The sequence below is a fragment of the Alistipes ihumii AP11 genome (assembly GCF_025144665.1).
Taxonomy (GTDB): Bacteria; Bacteroidota; Bacteroidia; order Bacteroidales; family Rikenellaceae; genus Alistipes_A; species Alistipes_A ihumii.
On record NZ_CP102294.1, the window covers coordinates 2,619,553 to 2,633,808 of the forward strand.

Annotated in this window: 14 protein-coding genes, 1 tRNA gene and 1 riboswitch; of the genes, 7 read left to right on the forward strand and 8 right to left on the reverse strand. The window is 59.3% G+C overall.

All coding sequences use genetic code 11. The annotated features are described in order from the left end of the window. From NQ491_RS10580 to NQ491_RS10610, 7 genes are all read left to right on the forward strand, one after another. Positions 1-1,422: an NADH-quinone oxidoreductase subunit N gene (locus tag NQ491_RS10580; RefSeq protein ID WP_019245579.1), complete on the forward strand. Its 1,422-nt coding sequence runs from the start codon at positions 1-3 to the stop codon at positions 1,420-1,422. Between the two features lie 472 nt (positions 1,423-1,894). Then, positions 1,895-2,110: riboswitch (cobalamin riboswitch) on the forward strand. Between the two features lie 357 nt (positions 2,111-2,467). Continuing rightward, complete coding sequence (locus tag NQ491_RS10585) at positions 2,468-3,595, forward strand: ABC transporter substrate-binding protein (protein WP_019245578.1); 1,128 nt, start codon at positions 2,468-2,470, stop codon at positions 3,593-3,595. Continuing rightward, positions 3,592-4,620 carry an iron ABC transporter permease gene (locus tag NQ491_RS10590; RefSeq protein WP_019245577.1) on the forward strand — a complete coding sequence of 343 codons (1,029 nt, stop codon included), beginning with the start codon at positions 3,592-3,594 and terminating at the stop codon, positions 4,618-4,620. Before NQ491_RS10585 ends, NQ491_RS10590 begins: the two co-directional genes overlap by 4 nt. Continuing rightward, positions 4,620-5,663 (forward strand): ABC transporter ATP-binding protein, encoded by a 1,044-nt coding sequence (locus NQ491_RS10595; RefSeq protein ID WP_019245576.1) that lies wholly within the window; start codon positions 4,620-4,622, stop codon positions 5,661-5,663. The genes NQ491_RS10590 and NQ491_RS10595 overlap by 1 nt, the downstream gene beginning before the upstream one ends. Positions 5,664-5,944: 281 nt before the next feature. Beyond that, entirely contained in the window at positions 5,945-6,199 is a 255-nt protein-coding gene (locus NQ491_RS10600) for a GlsB/YeaQ/YmgE family stress response membrane protein (RefSeq protein WP_019245574.1), read from the forward strand. 18 nt (positions 6,200-6,217) lie between these two features. Then, on the forward strand, positions 6,218-6,391 hold the full coding sequence (locus NQ491_RS10605; protein ID WP_019245573.1) for a hypothetical protein: 174 nt from the start codon (positions 6,218-6,220) through the stop codon (positions 6,389-6,391). 326 nt (positions 6,392-6,717) lie between these two features. Further along, positions 6,718-7,365 (forward strand): hypothetical protein, encoded by a 648-nt coding sequence (locus NQ491_RS10610; RefSeq protein WP_019245572.1) that lies wholly within the window; start codon positions 6,718-6,720, stop codon positions 7,363-7,365. Between the two features lie 720 nt (positions 7,366-8,085). Here NQ491_RS10610 and NQ491_RS10615 read toward each other — a convergent pair. The 8 genes from NQ491_RS10615 to lptB all read right to left on the reverse strand — a co-directional run bounded on the left by NQ491_RS10615 (position 8,086) and on the right by lptB (position 14,156). After that, positions 8,086-8,157, reverse strand: a tRNA-Arg gene (locus tag NQ491_RS10615). 65 nt (positions 8,158-8,222) lie between these two features. Then, positions 8,223-9,236, reverse strand: coding sequence for a beta-ketoacyl-ACP synthase III (locus NQ491_RS10620; protein WP_019245571.1), 1,014 nt, complete (start codon positions 9,234-9,236; stop codon positions 8,223-8,225). Beyond that, positions 9,236-10,156 carry a phosphate acyltransferase PlsX gene (gene plsX, locus NQ491_RS10625; RefSeq protein WP_019245570.1) on the reverse strand — a complete coding sequence of 307 codons (921 nt, stop codon included), beginning with the start codon at positions 10,154-10,156 and terminating at the stop codon, positions 9,236-9,238. Before plsX ends, NQ491_RS10620 begins: the two co-directional genes overlap by 1 nt. A gap of 48 nt (positions 10,157-10,204) precedes the next feature. Beyond that, positions 10,205-10,387: a 50S ribosomal protein L32 gene (rpmF, locus tag NQ491_RS10630; protein ID WP_019245569.1), complete on the reverse strand. Its 183-nt coding sequence runs from the start codon at positions 10,385-10,387 to the stop codon at positions 10,205-10,207. A gap of 70 nt (positions 10,388-10,457) precedes the next feature. Beyond that, a complete protein-coding gene (locus NQ491_RS10635; protein WP_019245568.1) occupies positions 10,458-11,009 on the reverse strand; it encodes a YceD family protein in 552 nt (183 codons plus the stop codon). 139 nt (positions 11,010-11,148) lie between these two features. Beyond that, on the reverse strand, positions 11,149-12,144 hold the full coding sequence (locus tag NQ491_RS10640) for a chorismate synthase (protein ID WP_019245567.1): 996 nt from the start codon (positions 12,142-12,144) through the stop codon (positions 11,149-11,151). Beyond that, the gene (gene aroA, locus NQ491_RS10645; RefSeq protein WP_019245566.1) at positions 12,141-13,427 is read right to left on the reverse strand and encodes a 3-phosphoshikimate 1-carboxyvinyltransferase; all 1,287 of its coding nucleotides are present in this window, start codon (positions 13,425-13,427) and stop codon (positions 12,141-12,143) included. The genes NQ491_RS10640 and aroA overlap by 4 nt, the downstream gene beginning before the upstream one ends. Positions 13,428-13,433: 6 nt before the next feature. Further along, entirely contained in the window at positions 13,434-14,156 is a 723-nt protein-coding gene (lptB, locus tag NQ491_RS10650; RefSeq protein WP_019245565.1) for an LPS export ABC transporter ATP-binding protein, read from the reverse strand. Between the last annotated feature and the right edge of the window lie 100 nt (positions 14,157-14,256).

Consider the following 14,256-nt stretch of genomic DNA (forward strand, 5'->3'; position numbering starts at 1 on the left):
ATGGATTACAGCAATTTTCTGATGATGAAAGAGGAGCTGTCGCTGATCGCAGTGATAGTCGTCCTGTTGCTATACGACCTGTGCGCCTCGAAGAAGGCTTTGCGCTATTTTCAGCCGGTAGCCTGCGTGCTGGTGGGTGTCCATACGCTGCTGAATCTCGTTCCCGGCGCTGCGGGCGAAGCGTTCGGCGGCATGTACCAGTACACGCCGATGATGAGCGTGGTCAAGAGTATTCTGAACATCGGAACGCTGATCGTGCTGATGCAGGCCGGCGGATGGCTCGCGGGCGAGTCGACCGTTCATAAGCGGGGCGAGTTCTATTTCCTGACGCTGACCACGCTGCTGGGCATGTATTTCATGATCTCGGCGGGAAACTTCCTGTTCTTCTTCATCGGTCTGGAGACGGCCTCGATCCCGATGGCGACGCTCGTCGCGTTCGACAAGTACCGGCACAAGTCGGCCGAGGCGGGAGCCAAGTATATCCTGAACGCGGTATTCGCTTCGGGCCTGTCGCTTTACGGCATGTCGCTGCTGTACGGTACGACCGGAACGCTCTATTTCGACGACATTCCGGCGACCGTTACCGGTTCGCCGCTCCAGATCATGGCGTTCGTGTTCTTCGCCGTAGGGCTGTTCTTCAAGATTTCGCTCGTGCCGTTCCATCAGTGGACGCCGGATGTCTACGAAGGCGCCCCGACGCCGGTTACGTCCTATCTCTCGGTTATATCCAAGGGATCGGCCGTGTTCGTGCTGATGACGATTCTCATCAAGGTGTTCGCTCCGATCGCCGCGCAGTGGCAGGGCATTCTCTACGGCGTGATCGTCGTGACGATCACGCTGGCGAACCTGTTCGCGATCCGCCAAAAGAATCTCAAGCGTTTTCTGGCCTATTCGTCGATCTCGCAGGCCGGCTACATCATGCTCGGCGTGATCGGCGGGACGGCTCTCGGCATGACCTCGCTCGTGTACTACGTGCTCGTCTACATGGTGTCGAATCTGGCCGCCTTCGGCGTGATCGGCGTGATCGAGAACCGGACAGGCAAGCTGACGATAGCCGATTACAACGGCCTCTATGCGACGCATCCGAAGCTGAGCCTCGTGATGACGCTGGCTATGTTCTCGCTGGCCGGAATACCGCCTTTCGCGGGCTTCTTCAGCAAGTTCTTCATCTTCGCCGCAGCCGCCCAGCAGGGCTACTATATTCTGGTGCTGATCGCGCTGCTCAATACGATCATTTCGCTCTACTACTATCTGCTCGTGGTCAAGGCGATGTTCATCAACAAAAACGATACGCCGATCGAGTCGTTCCGCAGCGACGGCTATACGCGCGTGAGCCTCGTGGCCTGTAGCGCGGGCATTCTGCTGCTGGGTATCCTGAGTGTCGTGTACGACCAGATCTCGCTGCTCGCGTACGGTATGTAAAAATATGTACGGGGCGGGTTCGCCCCTGACGAAAGCGGCAGGCCTCACCGGGGCTTGCCGCTTTCGTTTGATCGGTCGATTCTCGTTTTCGGCCGGTGCGTCGTTCGTTTCGTCTTGGCTCCGGCGGTTTTCGCCGGCGAAGTCTTCCGTACGGAGCCGGTAAGTCCGGGCGGCTATTGTCCGCCGATGCTTGTTGCGGGGTTGGGCAGGGATAGGGATTCGCTCCGGCAGAACGAGACGGGCTCGGAAGACTTCGGATCCGGTAGTAGGGGCGACAGAACGGTACGATAGAGTAAATAAGCGGCGATGGAGTGGCATGGTAATGATGGAGCGGTTCGGCTCGTCGCAGTCCGGGCATGCCCGGACTGCGCGTGCCTTGCTGCTCGGGAGAGCGTTCCCTCGTGCCGGCGTTTCGCCGGGCGGATGAAAATCGGTCGTCGAAAAGGTTGTCCGATAGAAAAAAGTGTTTAACTTTGTCTCGTCGGGTAAGGGTGGCGTTTCGCCTCGGCGAAGAAGCCTCAATAGGGAATCCGGTGAAGAGCCGTGCTCGGAATCCGGAGCTGTACCCGCAGCTGTAAGTCTCTTTCCATGCGTCGGGCGATCCGAACAGTCACTGTCTCCTTCCGGGGGCGGGAAGACAGCCCGGGGCGAGACGAGCCAGAAGACCTGCCCTTGCTCCCGCGCATCGATGCTTCGGGTCCAAAGCGGAATGCAAGTTTTTCCGGGTTTTCCGGAGCCTGCTTTCACTTCAAGATATTTCTTGCCCGAGGAGAAGGGACGATCTCTTTTCGTGCCGGCGATCTTCACCGTGCCGCATAGGGGAGCCTCGGAGCGTCGGTTTTCCCTGATGAGCGACAGATGGGGGGATGCCATAGCCCCCATCTGTTCTCATTTCAAGCGAAGAGGGAATATCCGGTTCCGACTCCGGACCCACGCGCCCGAGAGACGGCTTTTCCTGGAAAGGAGAGTCCGTAAGCGGCGAAAGCGCGCCTCTGCCTAAGGGGAAGTTGGCATTTCGGATCGTTATGTTAATTTTGTCTTCGATATGAAAAATCGCTGGAAAATCGGCCTGACATGGTTGGCCATAGCGCTTGGGACGGCATCCTGCCGGCCCGTCGCTACGGCCGCTACGGCGACAGAATCCGATTCTACCGCCTATGCCGCCGTCTTCACGGTCCGGCATGCGGACAGTTGTACGCTGGTCGATATAGTCGATCCGTGGGATACGACGCGGCTGTTGCAACGCTACGTGCTGGTCGATCGATCGGCTCCGTTGCCCGACAGTCTGCCCGAGGGAACGCTCGTCCGGGTTCCGTTGCAGCGGGTCGTCGTCTATTCGGCCGTGCATTGCGGCATGTTGGAGGAGCTGGGCGTAGCCGACCGGATTGCCGGCGTGTGCGAGTCGCGCTATATCGACTTGTCGTTCGTCCGCGAGGGGATCGAGCGGGGAACGATCGCCGATCTGGGCGAGGCCTCGTCGCCCGATCTGGAGCGGATGATCGCGCTCTCGCCCGATGCGCTGCTCGTCTCTCCGTTCGAGAATACGGGTTACGGCCGGGTCGAGAAGTCGGGTATTCCGCTGCTCGAGCTGGCCGACTATATGGAGGCGGAGCCGATGGGCCGGGTCGAGTGGATTCGTTTGCTGGGGTTGTTCTTCGGTCGGGAGACCGAAGCCGAGAAGCTGTTTCGCGCGACCGAGAGCGCGTACGATTCGCTGCGCGCGCTCGCCGAAAACGTTTCCGAGCGGCCTACCGTGATTTCGGAACGCAAGTACGGAGCCGTGTGGTATGTGGCCGGCGGCCGAAGCTATATGGCTCGTCTGTTTCGGGATGCGGGAGCCGATTACCTTTGGGCCGACGATCCGAGTGCCGGGTCGATTCCGCTCTCTTTCGAGGAGGTATTCGAGAAGGGCGGCGCGGCCGATTATTGGCTGATCAAGTACAATTCGGCCGAACCGCTGACTTACGACGGCCTTCGCCGCGACTACGAGCCTTACCGTCGGTTCGCCGCATTCGAGAATGGCCGAGTCTATGCCTGCCATTTGGGACAATCGTCCTATTTCGAGGAGACGCCGATCCATCCCGACCGCCTGCTGCGCGATCTGATCGGGGTTTTCCATCCGGAATTGCTGCCCGGATACGAGTTGCGATACTTCAAGCCGTTGGAGCCATGAGTATTCGTCCTGCCCGTTCGGTTCTTTGGGCCGTGACGGCCGTCGTGCTGTTGTGGGCGGCCAACCTGTTTCTCGGATCGGTCCGCATACCGTTCGCCGAGGTGTGGGCCGTATTGACCGGCGGAGAGGCTTCGCAGCCTTCGTGGGGCTATATCGTGCTCGAGTCGCGCTTGCCGCAGGCGGTCGTGGCTCTGCTGTCCGGCGCTGCACTGGCCGTTTCGGGCCTGATGTTGCAAACCGTGTTCAGCAATCCGCTGGCCGGTCCGTCGGTGCTCGGAATCGATTCCGGAGCCAGTCTGGGCGTGGCTTTGGTCATGTTGTCGCTCGGGGGAACGGTCGGCGGCGGTCTCGCGCTGACGGGCTATCTGGCCGTCGTGGCAGGGGCTTTTGCAGGAGCTGCGTCGATTTTGGGTATCATCATCTTCTTCTCGACGCTCGTGCGCAGCAACGTGATGCTGCTCATTATCGGCATTATGGTCGGTTACCTGACTTCCTCGCTGATTTCATTGCTGAATTTCTTCGCAACGGACGAGGGCATCCGTTCGTACGTATTGTGGGGAATGGGCGACTTTTCGAGTGTCTCGCTCGGGCAGCTGCCCGTTTTCTGCTCGATGCTCGGTATCGGACTGCTGCTCGCAGCGCTGCTCGTCAAGCCGCTCAATGCCCTGTTGCTGGGCGAGCGTTATGCCGAGAATCTGGGCGTGCGGGTGAAAAGGGTCCGTTTGCTGCTGCTCGTGAGTACCGGCCTGCTGACGGCCGTCGTGACGGCTTTCTGCGGCCCGATCTCGTTTATCGGACTGGCCGTGCCTCATCTGGCCCGGCTGATGACCGGCTCGTCGAACCACAAGCTGCTGATGCCGCTGACCCTGCTGACCGGCTCGGCCGTCGCGCTGGCCTGCAATCTGGTCAGTACGCTGCCCGGCGGATCGGGCGTGCTGCCGCTGAGCGCTATCACGCCGGTAGTAGGCGCTCCGGTGATTATCTATGTGATCGTGAATCAGAAAAGAATCCAATATTTCAACTGATGGAACCAACCGGTACGGCTCTCGGCGCGCAGGACCTTTCGATCGGCTATCCGGCTCGTGGCCGGAAAGGCGGCCGGCTGTACGGCGCCCTTTCTCTGGCTCTCCGCTCGGGCGAGCTGACATGCCTGCTCGGACCCAACGGAGCGGGCAAGTCGACGTTGCTGCGCACGCTCGGCGGTCTTCAGCGGCCTTTGGACGGTCGGGTGACGTGGCAAGGAAGACCGCTGGAAAGGTACGGCGCTCGAGAGCGCTCGCGTTTGCTGGGCGTGGTGTTGACCGACCGGTCGCAGGCCGGCGGCCTGCGCGTGCGCGAGCTGGTCGAAATGGGCCGCTATCCCTATACGGGTTTTTTCGGCCGTCTCGATGCGGCCGACCGGCGGGCGGCGGACGAGGCGATCGAGGCCGTCGGCATGACGGCCAAGGCGGATTCCTATGTGGCCGAGCTATCCGACGGGGAGCGCCAGAAGGCGATGATCGCCAAGACGCTCGCTCAGCAGTGTCCCGTCATTCTGCTCGATGAGCCGACTGCTTTTCTGGATGTGGCGAGCCGCATCGAAATCATGGAGCTGCTTCATCGTTTGGCCCGCTTGCAACATAAAACGGTCTTGCTTTCGACGCACGATGTCGAGCAGGCTCTCCGGCTTTCCGACCGGATCTGGCTGCTTTCGCGTGCCGAGGGATTTTGCTGCGGTACGCCCGAAGACTTGGTGCTTTCGGGCCGGATGGATCTCTATTTCGGGCGAGGCGGTCTGTTTTTCGATCGGCAGGCCGGGGGATTGCGCAGCAGGCAGGACGATGCTCCCGCCGTGCGGTTCGAAGCTGCGGACGAGGCTTTGGCCCGCTGGACGAAGAATGCGCTGGAACGCAACGGATTTCGTCCGATATCGGACGGCCGAGACGAATCGCTTCCGCTCGTGCGGGTTTCGGCGCTTGATCGCATCGAGTGGTACCGGCCCGGTTTTCCTTCTCTGACTTGCCGTTCCTTCGAAGAATGGGTCGGAGGCGGCCTCTGCGACGTAGCGGAGCGTTCCGGAGCCGAATAGTTCCGGATGCGACTATCCGCGGTTTTCATCGATGCAGGCTATATCTGTATAGCCGGCGAAAGGCGGCCGTTCTTCTGTCGGCGCATCGGCCGTTCGCTCTTTGAGCGGGATATCCGTGCGCATATTTCGAGCATGCGTTCCAGTGTCGGAAGGAGCATGCTCCGTTCCGTTTAGGCCGCTTTTCCTCTCTCCTTCGGAAGGTCTGTATGTTCGGCTTGCCGCGCTGTGGCACGCGTATTGATGAGCTCCTGACATAGGAATAAATTTAAAAAAAGAAAGCTATGTATTTTTTATGGTATTTGCTTATCGGGCTGGTTGCCGGGTGGATTGCCGGCCTGATCGTTAAGGGGAGCGGTTCCGGAATGCTCGTCAATCTGATCGTGGGTATTATCGGCAGCATGCTCGGCGGATGGATTTTCAGCCTGTTCGGCTGGGTGGCCGTCGGGACTTTCGGAAGCCTGATTACGTCGGTGGTCGGTGCGATCGTGCTTTTGTGGATCGTTTCGCTGGTGAGCCGGCGGAAGAAAGTTAGGTGATGTTTAAATCTCATGATTATGGAAAATTGTAAAAACGGGGCCAAGACGAAGGCCGAGGAAGTCATGCACGACGTCAAGAAAAACGTGACGCATGCTAAGTACACGGTGAAAGAAAAGGCGACTCATGCCGCTCATGTCGTCAAGGAAAAGGCGCAGAAGACGACAGATCGGATGGAGGAGAAAATGAAATGATTCCGATGACGCGGAAGAGGCGGGCCGGGCATATTGTCCGGCCCGTTTCTTCGAGCCGGTCCGCGAGGTCTTGCCGGGGAATTGCGCAGGTAAGGCGAGTTCCCGAACGATCGGGCCGGCTTCTTCTTGTCGTTTTTATGGGGGCGTAATGCCGTCCGGTCCGACCGTATTATACGAAAAAGGCACGGAAATACGTTTGCCGAAAGGTCGGCGCAGAGTCGGGGTCGAGGGTATCGGTCGGAATTCTGTCCGCAGGCGGTTTCCGGCAGCCTTATTTGCGAAATAGCCGATAATGTTTTTAATTTGCGCGAAATAGTCTTTCCGATATGAAAAAAATCGTATGGCTGGCCATTCCGATCGCTTGGTCGCTGCTCTCCTGTTCGAAGGACGAGCCGCAGAACGACGGCCGGCTCGAAGTCAAGCTTTACGCCTATATGCTGGACGAGGCGGGACGGAATGCCAAAAAAACATCGGCTCATTTCTATTTCTTCGATGCTTCCGACGGGCAGCAATTCGTCGAGGAGCGGATCGATATCCCGTCCGGGACGGAAGAAGATTACCGTAACGCGAATCTGACCGTTCTGCGCATGTTGCTGCGCGACAATGAATTTCCGCTGACCGACGGAACATCGGTCGTGCCGTTGGTCGTGGACCGTAATGAGGCTGTAGAGGGAAACAAGTATGTGTTGGTCATGCCCGATTACAGGCATCCCGATACGTGGGACCCGTACCGCAGCCATCATTCGATCCGTGTCGAGCCGGGGAAATACTACGTCGTGGCCCTTTTCGGCGACTATCACGACCGCTGGCCCTGTCAGCAGAAATATACGGGCAAGTACCTGACTGTTGCGGCAGCCGACACGCTTTCTCGCATTCTGACGGTCGATTTTCCCAACGATCCTACCTATAAGGGCTATTTCGACTGGCAGGGAGAGATTCGAGAGCCGGCCGATTCGCTGCGTTTCGAGTTTTAAGAAGTATCCTGCCGACAGGCCCGTTCATGCGGGAAAAATCCGATTTCCCCACCGGCTTATCCGAAAGCGTAATCGTGTCTTTTGGCAGGATGCCGCCGGAGTCGGAAAGCTACTGGCGTTAAGAAAGAAGGAGAGGGAGTACGGCCGGTTCGGTATGACCGTTTTTCGAGTCCATACGGTGCGGGACGTTTCTTCTCGTTCGACGGTTTTTGTTCCGGGTTTCATTCGTTTCCTCGTCCCGGACTTCAAGGAGAAGAGGCGCCTTGGAGCGTTCGATTTTCGGCATTTCAGTTGTTCCTGCGCGGGCTCCGTGCGGTACGGTTTCGTTCCGGCGTTGCGGTTGAGGTATTGATGCCGATTCCGATTTTCCCGAAAGGTGTATGAGCGAGGATTGCCGGCCGTCGTGTCCGGCTACCCCCGTCTTCCGATACGCCGGCCTTTATCGTTACACGTAAACGGTGACGAGGGGCCGGCGCAATTCTATTTCCGATGGGCCGTAGCGACGGAGAATCGGCGTAGGTGTCGGATATGTGTTCCCGCCGTTGCAGGATTTGAAGCCGTATGCCGAAAGAGGAAATACAACGATTGGATTGGATTGGATTGGATTGGATTGGATTGGATTGGATTGCGCGGCGATATGAACGCCCTGAAGAACGTCGCTCTGTTATTTCGTGGAAAAGTAAATTCCTGACAATGAGCTTTTGTCAGGAATTCGTGTAGTGGTTCTACCCAGACTCGAACTGGGATTTAAAGTTTAGGAAACTTCCGTTCTATCCCTTGAACTATAGAACCGCCTTTATGTGCTTTTCGGTCCGTTTGTTTCCTTGCTTCGCGCATGAAACCGGACGAGACGCGCGCTATTTCGAGAAATCGCCGCCGTCGTACGCCCACTTGACGTATTCGGCTCCCCATGTGTAGCCGCCGCCGAAAGCTGCCAGAATCAGGTTATCGCCCTTTTTCAGCCGGGACTCGTAATCCCACAGGCAGAGCGGAATCGTGGCAGCCGTCGTGTTACCGAACTTGTCGATGTTGATCATGCACTTTTCGCGCGGCAGGCCCATACGATGGGCGGTCGCGTCGATGATCCGCAGATTGGCCTGATGCGGGACCAGGTAGGTGATGTCGTCGGGCGTCAGCTTGTTGCGCTCCATGACTTCGACCGAGGTGTCGGCCATGTTCGATACGGCGGCCTTGAACACGGCCTGACCTTCCTGATAAACATAGTGCCAGTTGTTCTCGACCGTTTCGTGCGTGGCGGGGTAGGCCGAGCCGCCTGCCTTCATGTACAGGTGTTGGCCGCCGCCGCCGTCCGAGTGCAGCACGGCATCCAGCACGCCGTATCCTTCTTCCGAGGGTTCCAGCAGCACGGCGGCCGCTCCGTCGCCGAAGATCGGGCATGTATTGCGGTCGTTGTAGTTGATGATCGACGACATCTTATCGGCTCCGATGACGACGACTTTCTTGAAGGTTCCGGTCTCGATATATTTCGCAGCCGTGTTGAGCGCAAACAAGAAACCGCTGCAAGCGGCCGACAGATCGAATCCGAACGCGTTTTTCATCCCTGTTTTGTAGCAGGTCAGGTTGGCCGTCGACGGGAAGAACATGTCCGGCGTGACCGTCGCGCAGACGACCATCTCGATGTCGAGCGGATCGGTATTCGTCTTTTCGAGCAGGTCCTTGACGGCCCGTTCCGTCATGTAGGAGGTCCCCAGACCCTCGCCTTTGAGGATATGGCGGGTCTTGATTCCGATACGGGACATGATCCATTCGTCGGACGTGTCCACCATATGGCTCAACTCGATGTTGTCCAGGATATAGTCGGGCAGATACGCGCCGACGCCCGTGATTGCTGCGGTTTTCTTCTTTGCCATTAACTGAATCTTTCTCTGAGTTTGGTGTCCAACTGGGCATGGATGGTTTTCTCGGTCTGAAGCACCATATTCTTGATGGCTTCGGCGCTCGAGCAGCCGTGCCCGATCAAAACGGGGGCATTGATTCCCAGTACCGGGGTTCCGCCGACCGTTTCGTAGTTGAGCTGGTTGAAGTAGGTATTGCGAAGCCCTTGCTCGAGCGCCATGTTGTAGACGCCCTCTACCTGCTTGATGATCGTGTTGCCCACGAATCCGTCGCATACCACGACGTCGGCGATGCGGCCCGAGAAAATGTGCTTGGCTTCGATGTTGCCGACGAAGCGGAAGTCGGCGCTGCCGTCCATCAGTTCGTAGGCGGCTTTGGTCTGCAGGTTGCCTTTCTCCTTTTCCTCGCCGATGTTGAGCAATGCGATACGGGGCTCCTTCTTGCCCAGAACGCCTTGGGCGTACAGGTTACCGATGACGGCGTACTGATACAGCACCTCCGGTTTGCAGTCCACGTTCAGCCCCACGTCGAGCAGCATCACGCTGCCGCCGTCGATCGTCGGAATGACCGACGATATGGCCGGCCGGATGATGCCTTCGATTTGCTTGACCGTGTACATGCAGCCTACCATCATCGCTCCCGTGCTCCCGGCGCTGGCGAATCCGTCGATCCGTCCTTCCGTCAGGTGGCGGAATCCGACGGCAATGCTCGAATCGGGCTTCTGGCGAAAGGTCAGGGCCGGATTGTCGCCCATCTCGATCACTTGGGTGGTATGCACGATGTCGAATGCGTCGGCGCGGAAATTCTCCTTGGCGAGGAGTTCCTCGATCGAGGGCCTGTCGCCGAACAGGACGATCTTGCTCTGCGGAGCGATCAGTCCTGCGGCCAGTACGGCGCCCGATACCACCGCCTGCGGAGCGTAGTCTCCGCCCATTGCGTCAATTCCTATTCTCGTCATAAGCTATGACTTTGGCCCGGACGGCTACTCCGCTTTCTTCTCGATCGCAAGACGGCCTCTGTAGAAGCCGCATTCGGGGCATACTCTGTGGTAAAGCACGGCTGCGCCGCAGTTCGAGCACGTCGAAACGGTCGGAACCTCGGCCTTGTAGTGCGTCCTTCTCTTGTCTCGTCTCGTGCTGGAGACCTTATGCTTGGGATGTGCCATTTTTGAAAAAAGTTTGTACTGTTAATATTCTTCGTTATCTGTCCGCCCTGCGAGCCCGTCCGCGACGAGGCTATTTCGAGGGCTTGATTTCCTTGAGTTTTTCCCACGGAGAACTTCCGTCCGTTTCGGTCCCCGGACACAGGCGGTCGAACTCTTCCTCGCTGACGATCCGGAAGCGCGACAGCATGTCGGGATCGCAGGTGCTGCGTCCCTCGCTGTCGTCGGGATGAACCCGCTGGTAGGGCAGGCTCAGGCAGATGCTCTCGTAGATGTACTGCGCCACGTTCAGCTCGGTTTCCGACGGGCTGATCCACATCACCTCTCCGTCGCTTTCCTGCTCGCAGTCGCTGTATCGTACGTGCAACGTTCCCTCGTAGCGGACCGGCATCATGAACTCTTCCAGACAGCGGTCGCACTCGACGGCCACCTCGCCGCGGATGTCGAAGTCCAGCGCCATGCCGTTGCCCCTTTTGTCGAGCGTCAGCCTCACGTCGGCGTTTCCCCGGCGGATTTCCGAGCCTTCGAACGCTTCGAAAAAGCGATCGTCGACTTTCATGTCGAACCGGTGCGTGCCTTCTCCGAGACCTTTGAAAGCGATGGAGTATTTCTTCAAAACATCCATTCCGTGTCAAAAATAGAGCACAAAGGTATATATTTTTAACATAAATGCAAAACCTGCGGCTAAATCCGGTTCCTCCGGAAGATCCGAGCTCGGGTACGATTTTCCCGTGTCTTTCGGCGTGCGCAAGGCCCGTTTCAGCCTACGGCCGAAGCGAGCGCGCGATGAGCGTCAGGTCGCACAGCGCGACGGCTGCCGCCGCTTCGACGACGACCGGAGCGCGGAGCGCGATGCAGGCGTCGTGCCTCCCCTTGATCCGCAGCTCTTCGGGCTTGCCCGACTCGGTGTTGAGCGTGATCTGCGGCGACGAGATGCTGGCCGTCGGCTTGATCGCCACGCGGACGACGACCGGGTTGCCGTTCGTAAGCCCGCCCACGATTCCTCCGGCATTGTTCGTCGCGGTCGTGCCGTCCGGGCTGATGATCGGGTCGTTGTGCTCGCTGCCCCGCATCCGGGCGGCGGCGAATCCTGCGCCGAACTCTACGCCCTTGACCGCCGGAATCGAGAAAAGCAGGTGGCTCATCGTGCTTTCGACCGAATCGAAGAACGGCTCGCCCAGCGCGGGCGGTACGCCGGTCGCGGTGCATTCGACGATGCCTCCGACCGAGTCCTGAGCCCGCAACGCCTCCTCGACGATTTTCGGGAAGTCGTCCGGATTGTTACAATCGTCGATCTCGACGATCCGGCTTTCGATCCTGACCTTGCGACCGAGAATCTTCTTGGCTACGACGCCGGCCGCTACCAGCCCGAGCGTCAGCCGTCCCGAGAAGTGTCCGCCGCCCCGGTAGTCGTTGAAGCCGCCGAACTTGCGGGCGGCGACCCAGTCGGAGTGCGAGGGGCGGGGATGGGCGACGAGGTTGGCATAGTCGCCCGAGAGGGTGTTCTCGTTGCGGAACAGAACGGTCAGCGGCGCTCCGGTCGTCCGGCCTCGGAACAGGCCGGTAGCGATTTCCGGAAGGTCGCTTTCCTTGCGGGGCGTCGTACCCCGCTTGCCGCTTTTGCGGCGGTTCAGGTCCTTTTCGAACGATTTCTCGTCGAGCGCGATGCCGGCCGGTACGCCGTCGAGCGTAACGCCGACCAGCGGCCCGTGCGACTCGCCGAAGATAGAGACCCTGAATAGTCTTCCGAAGCTGTTCATATGGTTGTCTTTTCGTTGTGGCCGTGTTCGTCCGGACGGAGCAGCCCGCTCAGATCGTCCCAGAATTCGGGGTACGACTTGGCGACGGCTTCCGCTCCGCGGATCGTGACGCTTCCCTGCCCGCATCGCAGGGCCGCTACGGCGGCGGCCATCGCGATCCGGTGGTCGTTGTGGCTGCTGACCTCCGCGCCGCGGATTTCGCCTCCGGTGACGCGCATGACGTCGGGCGTGGACAGGTCGACGCCGATGCCCATGCTTTCGAGCACGTCGGCGATCGTGCGTGCCCGGTCGCTCTCCTTGTGCGCGAGCCGTCGGGTTCCCCTCAGCGTCGAGGTGCCTTGGCAGGAGGCTGCGAGCGCCGCCAGCGCGGGGAAGAGGTCGGGGCAGTGCGTGGCATCGAATTCGAAAGCGTGCAACGGGCTGCGGCGGACCGTGACCGAGTCGGTCGTCGTCGTGATCTGGGCTCCGGCGCGAGTCAGCGCATCGACGATGGCCATATCGGCCTGTAGCGAGACGGGATTCAGGTTACGCACCGTCACCTCGCCGGTCGTCGCGCCGGCTACCAGCAGGCAGGAGGCGCCGCTCCAGTCGCCCTCGACATTGTATCGGGCCGGGGCGTACCGCTGGCGCCCTTCGATGAAGAACTGCCGGTATTCGTTGTGCTTGACATCGATGCCGAACGTGCCGAGCAGCGAAAGCGTCATGTCGATGTACGGGCGGCTTTTGAGGTTATGTACGGTGAGCGTCGTATCGCGTTCGGCCAGCGGCAGGGCCATCAGCAGCCCGGTGATGAATTGCGAGCTGAGCGATCCGTCCACCGATACGGCGCCTCCGTGCAGAGGGCCTTCGATGCGGATCGGGAGGTATCCGCCTTCGCTCGTCACCTTGGCTCCCAGCGTGCGCAGCGGTTTTTCCATCATCGCCAGCGGGCGTCGCAGGATCGAGCCTCGGCCGGTAATCGTGATCCGCTCGCCGCAAAGCGCCGCGATCGGCGTGAAAAGCCGGGCCGCCAGTCCCGACTCGCCGATATGAATCGCCTGCGCGTGAGGACGAAGTCCGCCGCGGACCGTATAGGTCGTGCCGTCTGTTCCCGCCTCTACCTCGGCGCCCAGATCGGCGGCCACCTGCAGCGCGGCGCGGGTGTCGTCGCACAGGATCATATTGGTCAGCGTGCTCGTCCCCTCGCAGAGCAGGGCGGCCGCAACGGCCCGCTGGGCATAGCTTTTCGACGAAGGAGCCGTTACGCTGCCTTCCGCCCGGGATCGTCTGATCGTCTTGTCCATAGAGCCTCAGCGCAGTTTGAAGTCCTGTCCTAGATAGACCTTGCGCACCATTTCGTCGTTGGCCAGATCCTCGGCCGAGCCGGCTTTCAGGATGCGGCCCTCGAACAGCAGGTAGGTGCGGTCGGTGATCGAAAGGGTCTCGTGTACGTTATGGTCGGTGATAATCACGCCGATGTTCTTGTTCTTGAGCGTGGCCACGATGCTCTGGATGTCCTCCACAGCGATCGGGTCGACGCCTGCGAACGGCTCGTCGAGCAGAATGAATTTCGGATTGATGGCTACGGCGCGCGCGATTTCGGTCCGTCGGCGCTCGCCTCCCGAAAGCTGGATGCCGAGGCTCTTGCGGACTTTGGTCAGGCGGAACTCCTCGATCAGGTTTTCGAGCCGCTCGGCCTGATAGTCTTTCGGAAAGTCCGTCATTTGCAGCACGGCCTTGATGTTGTCTTCGACCGAGAGCCGCCGGAATACCGAAGCCTCCTGCGCCAGATACCCCACGCCTTTCTGGGCGCGTTTGTATACCGGTTCCTTGGTGATCTCCTGATCCTCGAGGAAGATTTGACCCTCGTTGGGCTTGATCAGGCCGACGATCATGTAGAACGTCGTCGTCTTGCCGGCGCCGTTGGGGCCGAGCAGCCCGACGATCTCGCCTTGGTTGACCTCGATCGAAACGTGGTCGACGACCGTGCGTGCTTTGTATCGCTTGACTAAGTCTTTCGTGTATAATCTCATAAGAATGGCGCGGCGAGTGAAATTTTTTCTACAAAGTTAGAAATTTTCGGGATTTTTTACTATCTTTAATCATTAATACGAATGGGTAAGGGTATAATTA

What these genes read in the sequence shown, in the direction of transcription:
- plsX (WP_019245570.1), bottom strand. Translation starts at nt 10,156, where the DNA reads ATGGGCGGAGACTACGCTCCGCAGGCGGTGGTATCGGGCGCCGTACTG.
- NQ491_RS10580 (WP_019245579.1), top strand. Translation starts at nt 1, where the DNA reads ATGGATTACAGCAATTTTCTGATGATGAAAGAGGAGCTGTCGCTGATC.
- NQ491_RS10635 (WP_019245568.1), bottom strand. Translation starts at nt 11,009, where the DNA reads ATGGATGTTTTGAAGAAATACTCCATCGCTTTCAAAGGTCTCGGAGAA.
- NQ491_RS10610 (WP_019245572.1), top strand. Translation starts at nt 6,718, where the DNA reads ATGAAAAAAATCGTATGGCTGGCCATTCCGATCGCTTGGTCGCTGCTC.
- lptB (WP_019245565.1), bottom strand. Translation starts at nt 14,156, where the DNA reads ATGAGATTATACACGAAAGACTTAGTCAAGCGATACAAAGCACGCACG.
- rpmF (WP_019245569.1), bottom strand. Translation starts at nt 10,387, where the DNA reads ATGGCACATCCCAAGCATAAGGTCTCCAGCACGAGACGAGACAAGAGA.
- NQ491_RS10640 (WP_019245567.1), bottom strand. Translation starts at nt 12,144, where the DNA reads ATGAACAGCTTCGGAAGACTATTCAGGGTCTCTATCTTCGGCGAGTCG.
- NQ491_RS10595 (WP_019245576.1), top strand. Translation starts at nt 4,620, where the DNA reads ATGGAACCAACCGGTACGGCTCTCGGCGCGCAGGACCTTTCGATCGGC.
- aroA (WP_019245566.1), bottom strand. Translation starts at nt 13,427, where the DNA reads ATGGACAAGACGATCAGACGATCCCGGGCGGAAGGCAGCGTAACGGCT.
- NQ491_RS10600 (WP_019245574.1), top strand. Translation starts at nt 5,945, where the DNA reads ATGTATTTTTTATGGTATTTGCTTATCGGGCTGGTTGCCGGGTGGATT.
- NQ491_RS10590 (WP_019245577.1), top strand. Translation starts at nt 3,592, where the DNA reads ATGAGTATTCGTCCTGCCCGTTCGGTTCTTTGGGCCGTGACGGCCGTC.
- NQ491_RS10620 (WP_019245571.1), bottom strand. Translation starts at nt 9,236, where the DNA reads ATGGCAAAGAAGAAAACCGCAGCAATCACGGGCGTCGGCGCGTATCTG.
- NQ491_RS10605 (WP_019245573.1), top strand. Translation starts at nt 6,218, where the DNA reads ATGGAAAATTGTAAAAACGGGGCCAAGACGAAGGCCGAGGAAGTCATG.
- NQ491_RS10585 (WP_019245578.1), top strand. Translation starts at nt 2,468, where the DNA reads ATGAAAAATCGCTGGAAAATCGGCCTGACATGGTTGGCCATAGCGCTT.